Origin of the sequence: Escherichia sp. WS1450, assembly GCF_046487395.1 — a bacterium.
Taxonomy (GTDB): Bacteria; Pseudomonadota; Gammaproteobacteria; order Enterobacterales; family Enterobacteriaceae; genus Escherichia; species Escherichia coli.
Genome location: NZ_JBJQJO010000030.1, coordinates 11772 through 29611, shown reverse-complemented (window position 1 = coordinate 29611; position 17840 = coordinate 11772). Strand labels below are relative to the sequence as shown.

Annotated in this window: 13 protein-coding genes; all 13 read left to right on the top strand. The window is 56.2% G+C overall.

Translation table 11 applies throughout. The features are described from left to right. Window positions 1-115 precede the first annotated feature (115 nt). The 13 genes from tssB (at window position 116) to tssM (ending at window position 17837) form a co-directional block, all read left to right on the top strand. Window positions 116-619, top strand: a complete 504-nt coding sequence (gene tssB / locus ACJHYR_RS23850) for a type VI secretion system contractile sheath small subunit (protein ID WP_000041478.1) — start codon at window positions 116-118, stop codon at window positions 617-619. Between the two features lie 22 nt (window positions 620-641). Next, a complete protein-coding gene (gene tssC / locus ACJHYR_RS23845; protein ID WP_059328111.1) occupies window positions 642-2126 on the top strand; it encodes a type VI secretion system contractile sheath large subunit in 1485 nt (494 codons plus the stop codon). 4 nt (window positions 2127-2130) lie between these two features. Then, window positions 2131-2556 (top strand): type VI secretion system baseplate subunit TssE, encoded by a 426-nt coding sequence (gene tssE, locus ACJHYR_RS23840; protein ID WP_001189669.1) that lies wholly within the window; start codon window positions 2131-2133, stop codon window positions 2554-2556. A gap of 5 nt (window positions 2557-2561) precedes the next feature. Then, window positions 2562-4403, top strand: coding sequence for a type VI secretion system baseplate subunit TssF (tssF, locus tag ACJHYR_RS23835; protein WP_000863395.1), 1842 nt, complete (start codon window positions 2562-2564; stop codon window positions 4401-4403). After that, window positions 4367-5416, top strand: a complete 1050-nt coding sequence (tssG, locus tag ACJHYR_RS23830) for a type VI secretion system baseplate subunit TssG (protein WP_000896719.1) — start codon at window positions 4367-4369, stop codon at window positions 5414-5416. Before tssF ends, tssG begins: the two co-directional genes overlap by 37 nt. Window positions 5417-5432: 16 nt before the next feature. After that, window positions 5433-6713 (top strand): type VI secretion system-associated FHA domain protein TagH, encoded by a 1281-nt coding sequence (gene tagH, locus ACJHYR_RS23825; RefSeq protein ID WP_072837345.1) that lies wholly within the window; start codon window positions 5433-5435, stop codon window positions 6711-6713. Next, window positions 6710-7234 (top strand): type VI secretion system lipoprotein TssJ, encoded by a 525-nt coding sequence (gene tssJ, locus ACJHYR_RS23820; protein WP_001013424.1) that lies wholly within the window; start codon window positions 6710-6712, stop codon window positions 7232-7234. The genes tagH and tssJ overlap by 4 nt, the downstream gene beginning before the upstream one ends. A 2-nt stretch (window positions 7235-7236) precedes the next feature. After that, window positions 7237-8583, top strand: a complete 1347-nt coding sequence (gene tssK, locus ACJHYR_RS23815) for a type VI secretion system baseplate subunit TssK (RefSeq protein ID WP_072837343.1) — start codon at window positions 7237-7239, stop codon at window positions 8581-8583. A gap of 22 nt (window positions 8584-8605) precedes the next feature. Next, the gene (icmH, locus tag ACJHYR_RS23810) at window positions 8606-9361 is read left to right on the top strand and encodes a type IVB secretion system protein IcmH/DotU (protein WP_042018344.1); all 756 of its coding nucleotides are present in this window, start codon (window positions 8606-8608) and stop codon (window positions 9359-9361) included. 9 nt (window positions 9362-9370) lie between these two features. Further along, window positions 9371-12103, top strand: a complete 2733-nt coding sequence (gene tssH / locus ACJHYR_RS23805; protein ID WP_000614302.1) for a type VI secretion system ATPase TssH — start codon at window positions 9371-9373, stop codon at window positions 12101-12103. Beyond that, the gene (gene vasI / locus ACJHYR_RS23800) at window positions 12100-12843 is read left to right on the top strand and encodes a type VI secretion system-associated protein VasI (protein ID WP_000088845.1); all 744 of its coding nucleotides are present in this window, start codon (window positions 12100-12102) and stop codon (window positions 12841-12843) included. Before tssH ends, vasI begins: the two co-directional genes overlap by 4 nt. Before the next feature lie 4 nt (window positions 12844-12847). Continuing rightward, window positions 12848-14290, top strand: a complete 1443-nt coding sequence (gene tssA / locus ACJHYR_RS23795; protein WP_001306815.1) for a type VI secretion system protein TssA — start codon at window positions 12848-12850, stop codon at window positions 14288-14290. A 109-nt stretch (window positions 14291-14399) separates the two neighbouring features. Continuing rightward, a complete protein-coding gene (gene tssM, locus ACJHYR_RS23790; protein ID WP_122986661.1) occupies window positions 14400-17837 on the top strand; it encodes a type VI secretion system membrane subunit TssM in 3438 nt (1145 codons plus the stop codon). The last annotated feature ends 3 nt before the right edge of the window (window positions 17838-17840 follow it).

The following is a 17840-nucleotide window of genomic DNA, read 5'->3' as shown; positions in this document are numbered from 1 at the left end:
ATACCGATCACAACAGAAGGAAGGTTACATTATCTAACTGCCACTGAAACGGTATCTTCGGTATTTTTATGCAGTACGAAAATGCTGTGCTCATGGCCTGAACGGGAACATTTTTATGAGCAAAATGAACAACAATGGCGGCAGTGTCGCGCCGAAAGAAAGAATCAGCGTTCGGTATACACCAAAAGTTGATGGGGTGGCTGCTGATATCGAATTGCCGCTGAATTTATTGATCACCGGCAATCTGAAAGGGAAACCAGATAACACGCCGTTGGACGAGCGAACTGCCATTGCTATCAACCGCTATAACCTCAACGCAGTCATTTCAGAAGCTGACATTGAACGGGAGTTTGTTGTTCCGGCTGAACTCAGTGACGCTCCCAATGAGCAAATGTACGTCAACCTGAAAGTCAAATCTATGGATGACCTTTCTCCGGACCATATTGCCAGCCAGGTACCAGAAATAAAACGTCTGCTCGAATTGCGTGAAGCTCTGGTCGCACTTAAGTCTCCACTAGGCAATATTCCGGCCTTCCGCGCACAACTTCAGGCGCTACTGGAAAACGAAGACAGCCGCGAGCAGCTGATCCAAGAACTGGGTATCGCCGCTCAGAAATAATTTTCACAGAAGGATTTTCAGTATGTCAGTAAAGGAAGATATTGCTCCCGTCAGCGCGTCGCAAACCGCCGCGCCCCCATCTCTGCTTGATGAAATCATGGCGCAAACCCGCGTCCAGTCTAAATCAGAAAGCTACGATATCACCCGCCAGGGCGTGAGCGCCTTTATTGCCGCCATGTTACAGGGCGACAGTAGCGCTGAACCTATCAATATCCTGGCCGTTGACGCCATGATTGCTGATATTGATGCCCGAACCAGCAGGCAGATGGATGCCATTATTCATGCCCCGGAGTTTCAGGAACTGGAATCCCTGCTGCGCTCGCTGAAGCTGCTGGTTGAACGCGCGGATACACGGGAAAACATCAAGGTCCATTTCCTGAATGTCACTCAGGAAGAACTGCTGGATGATTTCGAATTTGCACCTGAAATCACGCAGTCTGCGTATTACAAGCATGTATATTCAAGCGGTTACGGACAATTTGGCGGTGAGCCAGTGGCGGCGGTAATCGGCAACTTTGCCTTTAAGAACACCACGCCGGATATGAAGTTGCTGAAATATATCAGCCAGGTCAGTGCGATGGCGCACAGCCCGTTCCTCTCATCAGTATCATCCGAATTTTTCGGTCTGGACTCATGGACAGAGTTACCAGGGATCAAAGAACCAGGAGCAATCTTTGAAGGCCCGGCCTATTCCCGCTGGCGTGCCTTGCGTGAATCTGAAGATTCACGCTACCTGGGACTGACTGCCCCCCGGTTCCTGCTGCGTCACCCTTACTCGCCAGATGAGAACCCAGCCAGGACCTTCCGTTACCATGAAGACGTCAGCCAGAGTCACGAGTCTTATTTGTGGGGGAACACCTCGTTTTTACTAGCTGCGAACCTGGCTGAAAGTTTTGCTAAATATCGCTGGTGTCCCAATATCATTGGCCCTTCCAGCGGCGGCGCAGTCAAAGACCTCCCGGTGCATCTGTATGAATCCATGGGGCAAATGCAGGCAAAAATTCCGACTGAAGTGTTGATCACTGACCGGAGAGAGTATGAGCTGGCGGAAGAAGGCTTTATCACACTGACCATGCGTAAAGGATCTGATAATGCGTGCTTTTTCTCGGCCAACTCGGTGCAGAAACCCAAAAAATTCCCCAAAACCCCCGAAGGCAAGGCTGCGGAGACCAACTATAAACTCGGCACTCAGCTGCCATACTTATTTGTAATCAGTAGGTTAGCGCATTACATCAAGGTAATTCAGCGCGAACAGCTTGGCTCATGGAAAGAACGCAGTGACCTGGAGCGTGAGCTGAACACCTGGATTCGCCAGTATGTGGCCGACCAGGAGAATCCGCCTGCCGAAGTCCGCAGCCACCGACCATTACGTCAGGCGAAGATCGAGGTACTTGATGTGGATGGTGAGCCAGGCTGGTACCAGGTCGCGATTTCTGTCAGACCGCATTTTAAATACATGGGTGCCAGTTTCGACCTGAGTCTGGTCGGACGACTGGATAAGGAATAATCAGATGCAAAGACGGGATTCAGGGCCAACCAGCAGTCTTTTTGAACGTATTCGTGAGGCGGCCAACCCGCCTTCATACCAGAATACAAAAGAAGCACTGATACGTTCCATCAGACGTAACCTGCGACAGGTCCTGAATACCCGCTCCGGCAGTTGTTATGGCTCACCAGAGCTGGGGATTACTGATTTAAATGATGAATCGCTGGCCTCCAGCGATTTCAGACGAGAAATCCGTAAGTCCATTAGCCAGTGCATTTTACATTACGAACCTCGTATTACCGATGTTGTTGTTACGGCTGCGGCACCGGATGAATACGCCCCTGTGGAACTACGTTTTCATATTGTGGCTACGGTCGATGTCAGCGAAACCAGGGGAGTGTTTGAATTTGACATTTTGCTGGACAATCATCAACGCTATTGTGTGGAGTGATCTCTGTGGCTTTTGAAGAACGTTACTACCGCGAAGAGCTGGATTATCTTCGCCAGCTTGGCAAACTGCTGGCGCAGGAAAAACCACATCTGGCCCACTTTCTGGCCGAGAAAGAGGGTGATCCGGACGTGGAGCGTCTGATGGAAGCCTTTGCCTTTATGTCCGGTAGCCTGCGTCAGAAACTTGAGGACGAATTCCCCGAATTCACCCATGGGCTAATCCGTATGCTGTGGGCAAACTATTTACGCCCAGTTCCGGCCATGACGGTTATTGCCTATGAACCCAAAACCGATCAGTTAAAAGTCCCTGTTCAAGTCTGCCGTAATGAACTGATCAGAAGCCGCTCAGAAAAGTCCGCCCTGGCTGCTCAGAAGGTGCTGTCTGACAATCATGATAAAATCGTTTCTTCCGTAGCCTGTCATTTCACGCTGGCGCGCGATATCTGGCTGCAACCACTGCGCATTCTCGACACCCACAACGCCAGCAGCCTGAAAGAAGGCATCATAGATATCAGTTTTACCGCAGATAACAATGTCTCCCCCGCCATGCTTGACCTGAACAAAATAACGTTCTGGCTGGGTAATGAAGACGATTATACCCGACACCAACTTTATCTGTGGTTTTGCGAATGCCTGATGGATGCGGAACTGATTGCCGGAGAGTACCGCCTGCCGCTGCCGGATCTGTGGCTGGAGGCCGCCGGATTTGAAAACCAGGACGCACTGCTGCCGTGGCCGAAAAATGTCCACAGCGGCTATCGGGTACTCCAGGAGTATTTCTGCTATCCCGAAGCCTTCTTTTTTTTCCATCTGCGCGATGTTGCGCCACTACCGGACGATTTCCCGGCCAGCGCGTTTACGCTGCGCCTGCACTTTAACCGCCCGTTACCTGCCGACATCAAGCTACGCCGGGACTCACTGCGTCTGCACTGTACGCCAGCCATTAACCTGTTTACGCATTATGCGGAACCCGTCAGGCCTGATGGGCGGATAGCGGAATACCCGCTGCGCGCCAGCCACCGGCATCCCGACGCTTATGACATTTTTCAGATAAGCACAGTCACCAGCAAAGTCAAAGTTTCAGGTACTGAATCCAACCCTGGCAGCCAGGCGCGTGTCTGGCCCGAATTTGAAAGTTTCCAGCACCAGATGGAGTACAGCCGCCAGCGGGAAGTCGTCTACTGGCATCACCGGACTAAAACATCCCTGTTTCACCGCGGGCTTGAACATAGTATCGCCTTTGTCCATGCGGACGGCAGCATTCCGGACAGCTCACGGTTTAATGATGATGTGATCACCACGTCATTAATCTGTACCAACCGTATGATCCCTGCTCGGCTGCATATCGGCGATATCTGCGTGGCCGTCAACAAAAACCCGGCGGTGGCCTCATTTCATAATGTCACACGCCCGACGCAGCCGCTCTGGCCAGTCACGGACGGCGACATGCACTGGTCGCTGATTTCCGCGATGAACCTGAACTACCTATCCCTGCTGGACAGGGAGACACTGATCCAGATCCTGCGGACCTTCGACCTGCCAGGCGCTCACCATCCGCAGCGGGCCAGACTGTCGCGCCAGAAACTGGATGCCATAGAAAAACTCGAAACCAAACCTGTTGACAGGTTGTTTAAAGGCGTGCCGGTTCGCGGGCTGGCGACCACGCTGTGGATACGTCCCGATCCATTTATCTGCGAAGGTGAAATTTATCTTCTTGGTACAGTGCTCTCGCACTTTTTTGCTCTCTACGCCAGCATCAATTCGTACCACTGTCTGAAAATCATCAACACGGAAAGTCAGGAGGCCTGGGAATGGCAGGAGAAAATGGGTCAGCACGCCCTTATATAGCGACAAAACCGCCGTTATCGGCGGATGTGCGCAACTGCAATTTCTATGTGCTGATGGAGGCGCTGTACCGTCGGTATGGCGCTCCGGGCCAGGATATTTCCCTGCGTACCGAGCCAGCCCAAGAGATCGTGCGTTTCAGCTCTGACGCCAATATCGGTTTTCCGGGTACGGACCTGAGTGTGCTTTCCCGTAGCCAGAACGGACAGTATGTACTGCAAACCCGTTTCCTGGGCTTTTCCGGCAGCCAGTCGCCGCTACCGGGCTATTATCTGGATCAGATGGCGCAGGAGTCCGCACAGAACGAAGACGGCCTGAAAGAATTTCTCGATCTATTCAGCCACCGCTGGACACAGTTTGCCTATCATGCCTGGCGCAAATACCGCTACTACATCTGCTTTCGTAACGGCGGTACTGACACCTTTTCACAGCGCATGTACGCACTGGTCGGGCTGGGTAATCAGAGCGTGCGTGACAGGCTTGCCATTAACCACAGCAAAATGCTGGCCTACGCCGGAATTCTGGCAACACCAGGCCGCGCGCCGGAGGTTATCTGTAATCTGGTGTCGCACTGTTTTGATTTGCCGGATGTCACCATTGAACGCTGGCAACTGCGTAAAGTCGCCATTGATCCGGCACACCAGAACCGGCTGGGTGTACGTAATCCGAAAGGAAAAACGGCTGGACATATTCCGGGACGCTCCATACTCGGCGTTAATTTTACCCTCGGCGCACGGGTGCCGGATCGCAGCGGAAAATTCCTGTTGCAGATTGGCGGCCTGTCGCGGGAGCGTTATCTCTCATTTTTACCCGATGGCGAAAATCACCTGCCGCTGACCATGTTCCTTTCCTTTATTCTGCGCGACCAGTTTGCCTGGGATTTACGGCTGTGCCTAGCACCACAGCAGGCTAAAGGGATGCGCCTTGGCGATCCTGCCAGCTCCCGCCTCGGCAGAACCAGCTTTATTGGTCAGCCGAAAGTACCGCCCGCCATCACAATCCGAATCAGGGAATAATTCTATGGAACCACTTATGGCTGAGGAAAAACAGCAATCCCGCCAGGCCTCACTGACTTTACAGGTGATGAATGGCAACGAACTGGAAAGCGGACGCGCCGCAAAATGCCTGTTCAGCGAAAACGGCGGTGATATTGGCCATACGCCGGAATGTCACTGGCAGGTACAGGACCGGGCGGGAAGCATTGCTGCGCGTGCCTGTACCGTTATCCGGCACGACGGAGCCTATTGCCTGCGGTGCCTGACGCCGGGACTGATGATTAATCTGGCCCCGGTCTCTTCCGATGCGCTCATCCGCCTGCGCCAGGGGGATGAGATCCAGCTCGGCGCACTGGCGCTGAAAGTGTTTCTGCATGAAGGTGTAGCTGTTACCTATGACGAGCGGATGGCGACCCCGGAAACGATTGTAATGAACCGCGACAGTCTGGCGGACACCCTGTTGACCACCGAGGGACAACCGGCGTATCCGGGAATGCCGTTCCAGCATCAGCTTGCCCCCACGGTTGCGCACGGTTTTTCCAGCGATCCGCTCCAGGCACTCCAGACGGAAAGCCTGATGGTGGCAGATGATCCGATCGCCCCACGCGTTTCCCGGCCCGTTGCCCCCGCCTCCGATCTGACAGGTGCAAACGGGATCAACACGCCGTTTATGGATCTGCCGCCCGGCAATGCCCGTCATGAGGACGGCGATGAATTTTCTGCCATGGCGCAGTACCACCTGGCCGTAACCCCGCTGCTGCGCGGTATGGAGTGTCCGCTGACGCTGCACAATTCTCAGGATGCGGATGAGTTTCTCGAAGAGGCCGGACGGGCGTTGCAGGCCGCCATTAAGGGATTGCTGAGTCTGCAACAACAACAGAACAGCCTGTCGGATAAACACCTGCGTCCACTGGAAGACAACCCGTTGCGCCTTGATATGGACTATCCCACCGCGCTGAACGTCATGTTCGCCGAGGGTAAAAGCCCGGTACATCTCGCCGCACCTGCGGCCATCGCCGAAAGCCTGCGCAACATCCGGCATCATGAAGAGGCCAACCGGGCGGCGATTGTGGAAGCGTTGCGTGTCATGCTGGACGCCTTCTCGCCGGGCAACCTGATGCGCCGCTTTGCGCAATACCGCCGCAGCCATGAGCTGCGCCAGAAAATGGACAACGCCTGGGCATGGCAGATGTACAGCAACTATTACGATGAACTGGCCTCCAGCCGACAGCAGGGATTTGAAATGCTGTTCAATGAAGTTTATGCCCAGGTCTATGACCGGGTGCTGCGCGAAAAACAGCGGGAGCCGGAAGCATGAACGGCAAAGCGTTTCTGGCCTGCGTTCTGATGAGCGTTGTGTTAACTGGCTGTGAAACAGCGAAAAAAATCAGCCAGGTGATCCGCAATCCGGATATTCAGGTCGGAAAGCTGATGGATCAGTCAACCGAGCTGACCGTCACGCTGCTGACCGAGCCGGACAGCAACCTGACGGCGGACGGTGAAGCCGCGCCGGTGGATGTCCAGTTGGTGTATCTGAGCGACGACTCCAAATTCCAGGCCGCCGATTACGATCAGATTGCCACCACCGCGCTGCCCGACGTGCTGGGGAAGAACTATATCGATCACCAGGACTTCAACCTGTTGCCGGACACCGTAAAAACACTGCCGCCGATCAAGCTGGATGAGAAAACCGGTTATATCGGTGTCATTGCCTATTTTTCAGACGACCAGGCCACAGAATGGAAACAAATTGAGCCGGTAGAAAGTATCGGCCACCACTATCGCCTGCTGGTGCATATCCGCGCCAGTGCGATTGAGATGAAAAAAGAGGAAAACTGACGATGGCAACAATGAAAAACAAGGTGATCTGGCAGGAAGGGCTGTTTGCCCTGCCGCAGCATTTTCAGCAACAGCAGCGTCATTGCGAGTACCTGCTGAACCGTCGTCTGGATGCACTGGGTGATTTTTTCTGGGGCTTTACGGAACTCTCCATCAATACCGAACTGCTTGCCCAGGGCAAAATCATGATTGACCGTGCGGCGGGCTGTATGCCTGACGGCACCGTATTCAGCATTCCCGACCAGGATCTGCTGCCGGAACCTTTCCAGCCGGGAACCCTTTCATCGAAAGAGAGCCACAATATTTATCTGGCGCTGCCTGTAATCAGCGACGTGATCAATGAAATCCAGGGGTTGCACAGCGCCGGTCAGGGTACGGAGCGTTACCGCCTCACCCATACCCGCGTCCGTGATTTTCACACTGACGAAGGCGACGAACAGCCGGTCGGTCTGGGGCAGTTGATCCCCAGGATAGTCAGCGGCGCAGATGATCTCAGCGCGATGGTGACCCTCCCCCTGTGCCGTATCCTCAATAAAAATGCTACCGGCGCACTGGTGCTGGACAACACCTTTATTCCCACCATTCAGGCCGTCCGTGTCAGCGGGTTGCTCGGGGCATTCTCCGGCGAGGTGCAGGGGCTGCTTGCCACCCGCGCCGCCGACCTGGCCGGGCGCATCGGTTCGCCTGAACAGAGCGGGATCGCCGATGTGGCCGAATTTATGATGTTGCAGATGCTTAACCGCCATCAAATGCAGTTCACGCACCGTTCACAACTGCACACGCTGCATCCGGAAGCCTTCTACCAAGATCTGGTGGGGCTGCTGGGAGAACTGATGACCTTTACCGAAGGTAATCGCCTGCCCTGCACCGTGGAGCCGTATAATCACCGGGATCTTACCGCGACCTTCACCAGAACCGTGATCCCGGAACTGCGGCGCGCACTCAATACCGTACTGGTGCCGCGTGCGCAGAATCTGCAGCTGTTCTTTTCAGAGGGGACCTGGATCGCCACCATCAGCGATCCCACACTGTTGCAGTCCTGCAAGCTGGTACTGGCAGTGCGCGCCAGGATGCCCTACGACCAGGTACAACGCCAGTTCATCCAGCAGTCAAAAGTGGCCGCTACCGACAAAATCCGCAGCGTGGTCAGCGTGCAGGTGCCGGGTATTCCGCTGCACACTCTTACCGCTGCGCCGCGTCAGTTGCCCTGGCATGAAGGTTATGTTTACTTCGAACTGGAAAAAGGCACCCCAGCCTGGCAGGACGTGATAAAAGCGGGCGCGCTGGCGCTGCATATCTCCGGCACCTTCCCCGATCTGAACCTTCAGCTCTGGGCGATAAGGGGATAAGTGAATGAGCGATATCAGCGATATGGGTGAACCGTCGGTTTTTCCCATGGAGCCGGAGAGCGGAACATCAGGACGTCAGTACCGTCTCGCCCTTCGCGGCAACAGCCTGAACCCAATGATTGACGCCGCCACGCCGTTGCTCGGCATGGTGATGCGTCTGTCCACCATGAACAGCCAGGCCATGCCGGAACATCTGTTTGCCCAGGTGGTAACCGATGTCCAGGCTGTGGAACAACTACTCCAGGAGCAGGGTTACGAGCCGGGCGTCATTGTTTCGTTCCGCTACATTCTCTGCACGTTTATTGACGAAGCGGCGCTGGGCAACGGCTGGTCCAACAAAAACGAATGGATAAAACAGTCGCTACTGGTTCATTTCCATAACGAAGCCTGGGGCGGCGAGAAAGTGTTTATCCTGCTCGAACGCCTGATCCGGGAGCCGGTACGTTACCAGGATCTGCTGGAATTTTTATACCTCTGCTTTTCGCTGGGCTTTCGCGGGCGCTACAAGGTTGCCATTCAGCAACAGGATGAATTTGAGCGGATCTACCAGCGCCTGCACCATGCCCTGCACAAACTGCGCGGTGACGCGCCATTTCCGCTGCTTCACCAGAAGAACAACATACAGGGCGGGCGTTATCAGTTAATCCGGCGGCTGACCATCAGGCATGTACTGTGCGGCGGTCTTGTTGTGCTGGCCGTATTTTATCTGTTTTATCTGCTGCGTCTGGACAGCCAGACACAGGATATTCTGCATCAGCTCAATAAATTACTCCGATAAGGACATCTTATGATCCAGATTGATTTAGCCACGCTGGTAAAGCGGCTTAACCCCTTTGCAAAACAGGCGCTGGAAATGGCTGCCTCGGAGTGTATGAGCCAGCAGGCCAGTGAGATCACCGTTGCCCATATGCTGTTGCAGATGCTGGTTATCCCGCGCAGCGACGTAAGGGTGATTGCCGAACGCACAGGCATCAGTGCGGAGGATTTACGCCAGGCGCTGACCGTGGAGAGTTATCCCGGCGGACGTTCCGCCGAAGGCTATCCCAGCTTCTCCCCGATGCTGATCGAATGGCTCAAGGAGTCATGGCTGCTGGCCTCAGCCCAGATGCAGCACAGCGAACTGCGCAGCGGCGTCCTGCTGCTTACTCTGCTGCATTCACCGCTGCGCTATATTCCACCCGCTGCTGCCCGTCTGCTGACGGCCATAAACCGTGACCAGTTACAGCAGGATTTCACCGCATGGACAAAAGAATCCGCCGAATCCGTGGATCTGGCTGGTGGGCAAGCGTTCCGTGCAACAGAAACCGGCGACACCCTGCTTGCCCGCTATGCCAAAAATATGACCGAAGACGCCCGTAACGGAAAACTCGATCCGGTACTGTGCCGCGACCACGAAATCGATTTGATGATCGACATTCTCTGCCGCCGTCGTAAAAATAACCCGGTGGTAGTGGGCGAAGCGGGCGTGGGCAAAAGCGCACTGATTGAAGGGCTGGCGCTGCGCATCGTGGCAGGCCAGGTGCCGGACAAGCTGAAAAACACCGATATCATGACCCTTGACCTGGGCGCATTGCAGGCCGGAGCGTCGGTGAAGGGCGAATTCGAAAAACGTTTCAAAGGGCTGATGGCGGAGGTCATTTCCTCCCCGGTGCCGATCATTCTGTTTATCGACGAAGCGCATACCCTGATTGGCGCGGGCAACCAGCAGGGCGGGCTGGATATCTCCAACCTGCTCAAACCGGCGCTGGCGCGTGGCGAACTGAAAACCATCGCCGCCACAACCTGGAGCGAATACAAAAAATACTTCGAAAAAGACGCTGCCTTATCGCGCCGCTTCCAGTTAGTTAAGGTCAGCGAACCTAACGCTGCCGAAGCGACGATTATTCTGCGTGGCCTGTCGGCGGTCTATGAACAGTCTCACGGTGTGCTGATTGACGATGAGGCCTTACAAGCCGCAGCAACACTGAGCGAGCGTTATCTCTCCGGACGTCAGTTGCCGGACAAAGCGATTGATGTGCTGGACACCGCCTGCGCCCGCGTGGCAATCAACCTTTCTTCGCCGCCGAAACAGATTTCGGCGCTGGCCACGTTAAGCCAGCAGCAGGAGACGGAAATCCGCCAGCTTGAGCGCGAAAGGCGTATCGGGCTGCGTACCGATACCGCCCGGATGACGGAAGTGCTGGTGCAGTACGATGAAACACTGACGGCGCTGGATGAACTGGAAGCCGCCTGGCACCAGCAACAGGCGCTGGTACAGGAGATTATTACGCTACGCCAGCAGTTACTGGGCGTTGCAGAGGACACAGATGCCGTAGTGGATACGCCGCCAGAGTCAGAACAGGATAATACTGGTGCCATACCGGCTGATGAAGCTGGCAGCGTACAGCCGGAAGAGACCGCTGAAACAGTTTCCCCGGTACAGCGGCTGGCACAGCTTACTGCCGAACTGGACGCCCTGCATAACGATCGGTTGCTGGTCTCTCCGCATGTCGATAAAAAACAGATTGCGGCGGTAATTGCCGAATGGACTGGTGTTCCGCTTAACCGCCTGTCGCAGAATGAAATGTCGGTCATCACCGACCTGCCGAAGTGGCTTGGTGACACCATCAAAGGCCAGGACCTGGCGATTGCCAGCCTGCATAAACACCTGCTGACCGCACGCGCCGACCTGCGCCGTCCGGGACGCCCGCTTGGCGCGTTTCTGCTGGCTGGTCCCAGTGGCGTGGGTAAAACCGAAACCGTCCTGCAACTGGCAGAGTTGCTCTACGGCGGTCGCCAGTACCTGACCACCATCAATATGTCCGAGTTCCAGGAGAAGCACACCGTCTCGCGGCTGATTGGTTCCCCTCCGGGCTATGTCGGCTATGGCGAAGGCGGCGTGCTGACTGAGGCCATCCGCCAGAAACCCTACTCGGTGGTACTTCTCGATGAAGTGGAAAAAGCGCACCCGGATGTGCTCAACCTGTTCTACCAGGCGTTTGACAAGGGCGAGATGGCGGACGGCGAGGGCCGCCTGATTGACTGTAAAAACATCGTCTTCTTCCTCACCTCCAACCTCGGCTATCAGGTGATTGTCGAACACGCCGATGACCCGGAAACCATGCAGGAAGCCCTGTATCCGGTGCTGGCAGACTTCTTTAAACCCGCCCTGCTGGCGCGTATGGAAGTGGTGCCATACCTGCCGCTGTCGAAAGCGACGCTCGCTACCATTATTGCCGGGAAACTGGCCCGCCTGGATAACGTGCTGCGCAGCCGCTTTGGTGCGGACGTGATTATTGAACCGGAAGTGACGGACGAAATCATGAGCCGCGTCACCCGCGCGGAAAACGGCGCGAGGATGCTCGAATCGGTCATTGACGGCGACATGCTGCCGCCGCTCTCGCTGCTGCTGTTGCAGAAAATGGCGGCTAACACGGCGATTGCCCGGATTCGCCTGTCGGTGGCAGACGGTGCATTCACAGCAGACGTGGAAGATGTTCTGAACGACGAGTCCGTCACAGAGGATGAAACGGTTTTATGAGCAGGTTGCGCGTTTTCCTGCAGACAGGATGGTTTATCGCGGGCCTGATGGCGGGCTTACCCGCCAGTGCCGCGCCCGCAGAAACATCGTCAATGGCCGGTGTGGCGGTAGCCGCTGCAACAGCGACACCTTCGGATGCGGCAGCCACGTTACAGTCCATGCGGTCCTGTCGGCGGGAGCCTGCGGCGCTGGAGCGGCTTGACTGTTATGACCGCATTCTTTCGCCAGAGCAGCCAGCCTTTGGTGGGGCTGCACTGGTGAAAGCCCGTTACCAGGGCGAAGCCTGGACCCGCGCCACAGAGCAGGAAAAACGCCGCCAGGGCAATACCACAGGGCTGCTGGTGACGCAGGTGCCGGGTGAACGCCCGACGGTAGTGATAACCACCCCGGCTATCGGCCATGTTCCGCCGCGCCCGGTGCTGATGTTCAGTTGCGTGGACAATATCACCCGGATGCAGGTGGCGCTGATGCACCCTCTGGATGTCCATGATATCGCCGTCACCCTGAATGCCGACAGCCGGGCATTACGCAGCCACTGGTTTGTGCGCGAGAACGGCACCCTGCTGGAGTCCAGCCGGGGGTTATCCGGTATCGATGAAATTAAGCAACTGTTCGGCGCAAAAACGCTGACGGTGGATACCGGCACAGACAACGCCGCCGGAAAGCTGACCTTTAACATTGACGGGCTGGCACGGGTTATTGCGCCGCTACGCGACGCCTGCCACTGGGCGGGAGAATAAGAATATGGCAATGGACTTACGTAATCCCGATGTATGGCTTGCACACCTGCTGGAAAACCTGCCGGAAGATAAGCTGTCCGCCGCGCTTGATGATGGCAATGCAGACTGGGAGTTTGTCGACAGCGAAATCGTCAAGCTCGGTTCACTGGCGCACAGCCAGCTTGATATCCCGGAACTTCAGCGCCGGGGCCTGATGCTTCTGGCCTCAGAAACCAAAGATTTTCGCCTGCTGGCCCACCTGCTGCGTACCCTGCAACATGCCGGTGATATTCTGCTGGCCTCCAGGATGCTGGCACAATATACAGAACACTACTGGACATGCGCCGCACCGCAGAACATGGCCCACAAAAAACGCTTTGCCGCCCAGGTGATAAAACGCTTTGAGTCTGCCGTTCAGGACTTTGCCGGGAATGCTGCGACAATACAGCGCGATGCTTTGCTGGGAGAGCTGGCAAAACTGGCACAGTGCTGGCAGGCGCACAACGCTCCTGAGCTGGCTAAGGCGACAGACGATTTATTTGCCCTGTTTCAGCGCGCGTTTCGTGATGTAGCGCCTGAAATGCCATCATCTGCACGAACCGCCGCCATTGCGCCGCAGGCCACAGCCGGATCTGTACCGGATATGTCACCGCACACGGTTGCCGCTCAGCCTCCTGTTGCAGCCACTCCAATCCCGCAGGTCACTGTTGACAGCCACGACGATAAAGCATGGCGCGACACCCTGCTGAAGGTGGCCGCCATTCTCTGTGAGCGCCAGCCGGAGTCACCGCAGGGTTACCGACTGCGCCGCCATGCTCTGTGGCAGACCATCACCAGTACCCCGCAGGCAGAAAGCGATGGCCGGACCCCACTGGCAGCCTTCCCTGTCGATATGATGGATGATTACCTGGCGCGGCTGAACAATGCCGACATGGCGCTGTGGCAGCAGGTGGAAAAAAGCCTGCTGCTGGCCCCGTACTGGCTGGACGGTCATTACCTCTCAGCACAGACCGCGCTGCGCCTCGGTTATAAACAGGTGGCGGATGCTATCCGTGATGAAGTTACCGGTTTTCTGGCCCGCCTGCCCGCACTGATCAACCTGTTGTTTAACGACCGCACTCCGTTTGTGTCCGAACAGACGAAACAGTGGCTGGCATCATCCGGCTCAGTCAACCAGACCGCCCCGGTTGTACAGACCGATGAAGAATTACAGGCGGCCAGGGCGTGCTTCGATGAAAACGGGCTGGAAGCCGCGCTGCGGTACCTGGAAAACCTGCCCGAAGGTGATCCCCGCCACCAGTTTCACCGCCAGTTTTTCGGCGCGCAGTTACTGGAAGAGGCCGGTATGGTTCAGCTTGCACAACAGCAGTACCGGATACTCTTCAGAACAGGATTACACATGATGCTGTCCGAATGGGAACCGTCCCTGCTGGAAGCACTGGAACAAAAATTCACGGCAGAACAGTAAAAGATAACAAGGAGTTACCGTGTTCAGATTTCCGACATCCCGACTGTTCAGCACGCTGAGATCTGCTCTCAGGCCAGCGATGCCGCGATTCAGGGTATCCGCCGCCTGGCTGCTGGCGCTGGCATGGATTTTTCTGCTGGTGTGGATCTGGTGGCAAGGTCCGAAATGGACGCTCTATGAGCAGCACTGGCTGGCTCCTCTAACAAACCGCTGGCTGGCGACCGCCGTCTGGGGGCTTATCGCTCTGATCTGGCTCACCTGGCGGGTAATGAAGCGTCTGCAAAAGCTGGAAAAACAGCAGAAACAGCAGCGGGAGGAAGAAAAAGATCCGTTGACCGTGGAACTCCACCGCCAGCAGCAATATCTGGATCACTGGCTGCTGCGCCTGCGCCGCCATCTGGATAACCGCCGTTATCTGTGGCAGTTGCCGTGGTATATGGTCATTGGTCCTGCGGGTAGCGGTAAAAGCGCTCTGCTGCGCGAGGGCTTTCCATCTGACATTATTTACACGCCGGAAAGCATCCGGGGTACGGAATACCATCCGCTGATCACACCGCGAGTGGGCAACCAAGCGGTGATTTTCGATGTTGACGGCGTACTGACCTCGCCCGGCGGGGATGATCTGCTCCACCGCCGCCTGCGCGAACACTGGCTGGGCTGGCTGATGCAAACGCGCGCGCGCCAGCCGCTCAACGGCCTGATCCTGACGCTCGATCTTCCCGATCTGCTGACGGCGGATAAATCCCGCCGTGAGACACTGGTACAAAATTTGCGCCAGCAACTTCAGGAGATCCGCCAGAGTCTGCACTGCCGTCTGCCCGTTTACGTGGTGCTGACACGGCTGGATCTGCTGACCGGCTTTGCCGCGCTGTTCCATTCACTGGATAAAAAAGACCGCGATGCGATCCTCGGCGTCACGTTTACCCGCCGCGCCCATGAAAGTGACGACTGGCGCAGCGAACTGGGGGCTTTCTGGCAGACGTGGGTACAACAGGTGAACCTGGCGCTGTCGGATCTGATGCTCGCACAAACCGGTGCTGCTCCCCGCAGCGCCGTGTTCAGCTTCTCCCGTCAGATGCAGGGAACAGGAGAAATCGTCACCGCACTGCTCGCCGCATTGCTGGACGGTGAGAACATGGATGTAATGCTGCGTGGCGTCTGGCTCACATCATCGCTACAGCGTGGCCAGGTGGATGATATTTTCACGCAGTCCGCCGCCCGCCAGTACGGGCTGGGTAACAGCTCGCTGGCAACCTGGCCTCTGGTGGAGACGACGCCGTATTTTACTCGCCGCCTCTTCCCTGAAGTCCTGCTGGCTGAGCCGAACCTGGCGGGTGAAAACAGCGTCTGGCTGAACAGCTCCCGGCGCAGGCTGACCGCCTTTTCCGCCTGTGGCGCGGCGCTGGCGGCATTGCTGGTCGGAAGCTGGCACCATTATTACAATCAGAACTGGCAGTCCGGCGTTAACGTACTGGCACAGGCTAAAGCCTTTATGGACGTACCACCACCGCAAGGAACGGATGAATTCGGCAATCTGCAACTGTCGTTGCTTAATCCGGTACGCGATGCCACCCTGGCCTATGGCGATTACCGCGATCGCGGTTTTCTGGCGGATATGGGATTGTACCAGGGCGTCCGCGTAGGGCCGTATGTGGAGCAAACCTACATTCAGCTTCTTGAGCAGCGTTATCTCCCCTCGTTAATGAACGGCCTGATCCGGGATCTAAACAATGCCCCGCCAGAGAGCGAAGAAAAGCTCGCCGTGCTGCGCGTACTGCGCATGATGGAAGACAAAAGTGGGCGCAACAACGAGGCGGTAAAACAGTACATGGCGCGGCGCTGGAGCAATGAATTTCACGGCCAGCGCGATATTCAGGCGCAACTGATGGCGCATCTGGACTATGCGCTGGAGCACACCGACTGGCACGCGCAGCGCCAGAGCGGTGACAGCGATGCTGTCAGCCGCTGGACCCCCTATGATAAACCGGTCATTAATGCGCAGCAGGAACTGAGCAAGCTGCCCATATACCAGCGTGTCTACCAGACCCTGCGCACCAAAGCATTAAGCGTGTTGCCCGCCGATTTGAATTTGCGCGACCAGGTTGGTCCCACCTTCGACAACGTGTTCGTCGCCGGTAATGATGAAAAACTGGTGATCCCGCAGTTCCTCACCCGCTATGGACTGCAAAGCTATTTTGTCAAACAGCGTGAGGGCCTCGTTGAGCTGACCGCGCTGGATTCGTGGGTACTGAACCTGACGCAAAGCGTCGCCTACAGCGAGGCCGACCGTGAAGAGATCCAGCGCCATATCACCGAACAGTACATCAGTGACTATACCGCCACCTGGCGTGCCGGAATGGATAACCTCAACGTCCGTGACTATGAGGCCATGTCGGCGCTGACCGACGCGCTGGAGCAGATTATCAGCGGCGATCAGCCATTCCAGCGTGCGCTGACGGCGCTGCGCGATAATACCCACGCGCTGACGCTCTCCGGCAAACTGGATGATAAGGCGAGGGAAGCGGCAATAAATGAGATGGATTACCGCCTGTTATCCCGGCTGGGGCATGAGTTCGCACCGGAAAACAGCGCACTGGAGGAGCAAAAGGACAAGGCGAGTACGCTACAGGCCGTGTACCAGCAACTGACCGAGCTGCACCGTTACCTGCTGGCGATCCAGAACTCGCCAGTGCCGGGGAAATCGGCGCTGAAAGCAGTACAGCTACGTCTGGATCAAAACAGCAGCGATCCAATCTTCGCTACCCGCCAGATGGCAAAAACTCTCCCTGCACCGCTTAACCGCTGGGTAGGTAAGCTCGCGGATCAGGCCTGGCATGTGGTGATGGTGGAAGCCGTTCGTTACATGGAAGTGGACTGGCGCGACAATGTAGTGAAACCCTTCAACGAGCAGCTTGCCGATAACTATCCGTTTAATCCGCGCGCCACACAGGATGCCTCACTGGATTCGTTTGAACGTTTCTTTAAACCGGATGGCATTCTGGACAATTTCTACAAGAACAACCTGCGCCTGTTCCTTGAAAACGATCTGACCTTTGGCGACGACGGCAGAGTGTTAATCCGTGAAGATATCCGGCAGCAACTGGATACCGCGCAGAAAATCCGCGACATCTTCTTCAGCCAGCAGAACGGGCTGGGCGCACAGTTTGCCGTGGAAACCGTATCGCTTTCCGGCAATAAGCGGCGCAGCGTACTTAACCTGGACGGCCAGTTAGTGGACTACAGCCAGGGACGCAACTACACCGCCCATCTGGTCTGGCCGAACAACATGCGTGAAGGCAATGAAAGCAAGCTGACGCTGATTGGCACCAGCGGCAGAGCACCGCACAGTATCGCGTTCAGTGGACCGTGGGCGCAGTTCCGCCTGTTCGGCGCGGGCCAGTTGACCAATGTGACCAGTGACACCTTTAACGTGCGCTTTAACGTGGACGGCGGCGCAATGGTTTACCGGGTGCATGTGGATACCGAAGATAACCCGTTCACCGGCGGTCTGTTCAGCCTGTTCCGTTTACCGGATACGTTGTATTAAGGG

What these genes read in the sequence shown, in the direction of transcription:
- tssB (WP_000041478.1), top strand. Translation starts at nt 116, where the DNA reads ATGAGCAAAATGAACAACAATGGCGGCAGTGTCGCGCCGAAAGAAAGA.
- tssC (WP_059328111.1), top strand. Translation starts at nt 642, where the DNA reads ATGTCAGTAAAGGAAGATATTGCTCCCGTCAGCGCGTCGCAAACCGCC.
- tssE (WP_001189669.1), top strand. Translation starts at nt 2,131, where the DNA reads ATGCAAAGACGGGATTCAGGGCCAACCAGCAGTCTTTTTGAACGTATT.
- tssG (WP_000896719.1), top strand. Translation starts at nt 4,367, where the DNA reads ATGGCAGGAGAAAATGGGTCAGCACGCCCTTATATAGCGACAAAACCG.
- tagH (WP_072837345.1), top strand. Translation starts at nt 5,433, where the DNA reads ATGGCTGAGGAAAAACAGCAATCCCGCCAGGCCTCACTGACTTTACAG.
- tssJ (WP_001013424.1), top strand. Translation starts at nt 6,710, where the DNA reads ATGAACGGCAAAGCGTTTCTGGCCTGCGTTCTGATGAGCGTTGTGTTA.
- tssK (WP_072837343.1), top strand. Translation starts at nt 7,237, where the DNA reads ATGGCAACAATGAAAAACAAGGTGATCTGGCAGGAAGGGCTGTTTGCC.
- icmH (WP_042018344.1), top strand. Translation starts at nt 8,606, where the DNA reads ATGGGTGAACCGTCGGTTTTTCCCATGGAGCCGGAGAGCGGAACATCA.
- tssH (WP_000614302.1), top strand. Translation starts at nt 9,371, where the DNA reads ATGATCCAGATTGATTTAGCCACGCTGGTAAAGCGGCTTAACCCCTTT.
- vasI (WP_000088845.1), top strand. Translation starts at nt 12,100, where the DNA reads ATGAGCAGGTTGCGCGTTTTCCTGCAGACAGGATGGTTTATCGCGGGC.
- tssA (WP_001306815.1), top strand. Translation starts at nt 12,848, where the DNA reads ATGGCAATGGACTTACGTAATCCCGATGTATGGCTTGCACACCTGCTG.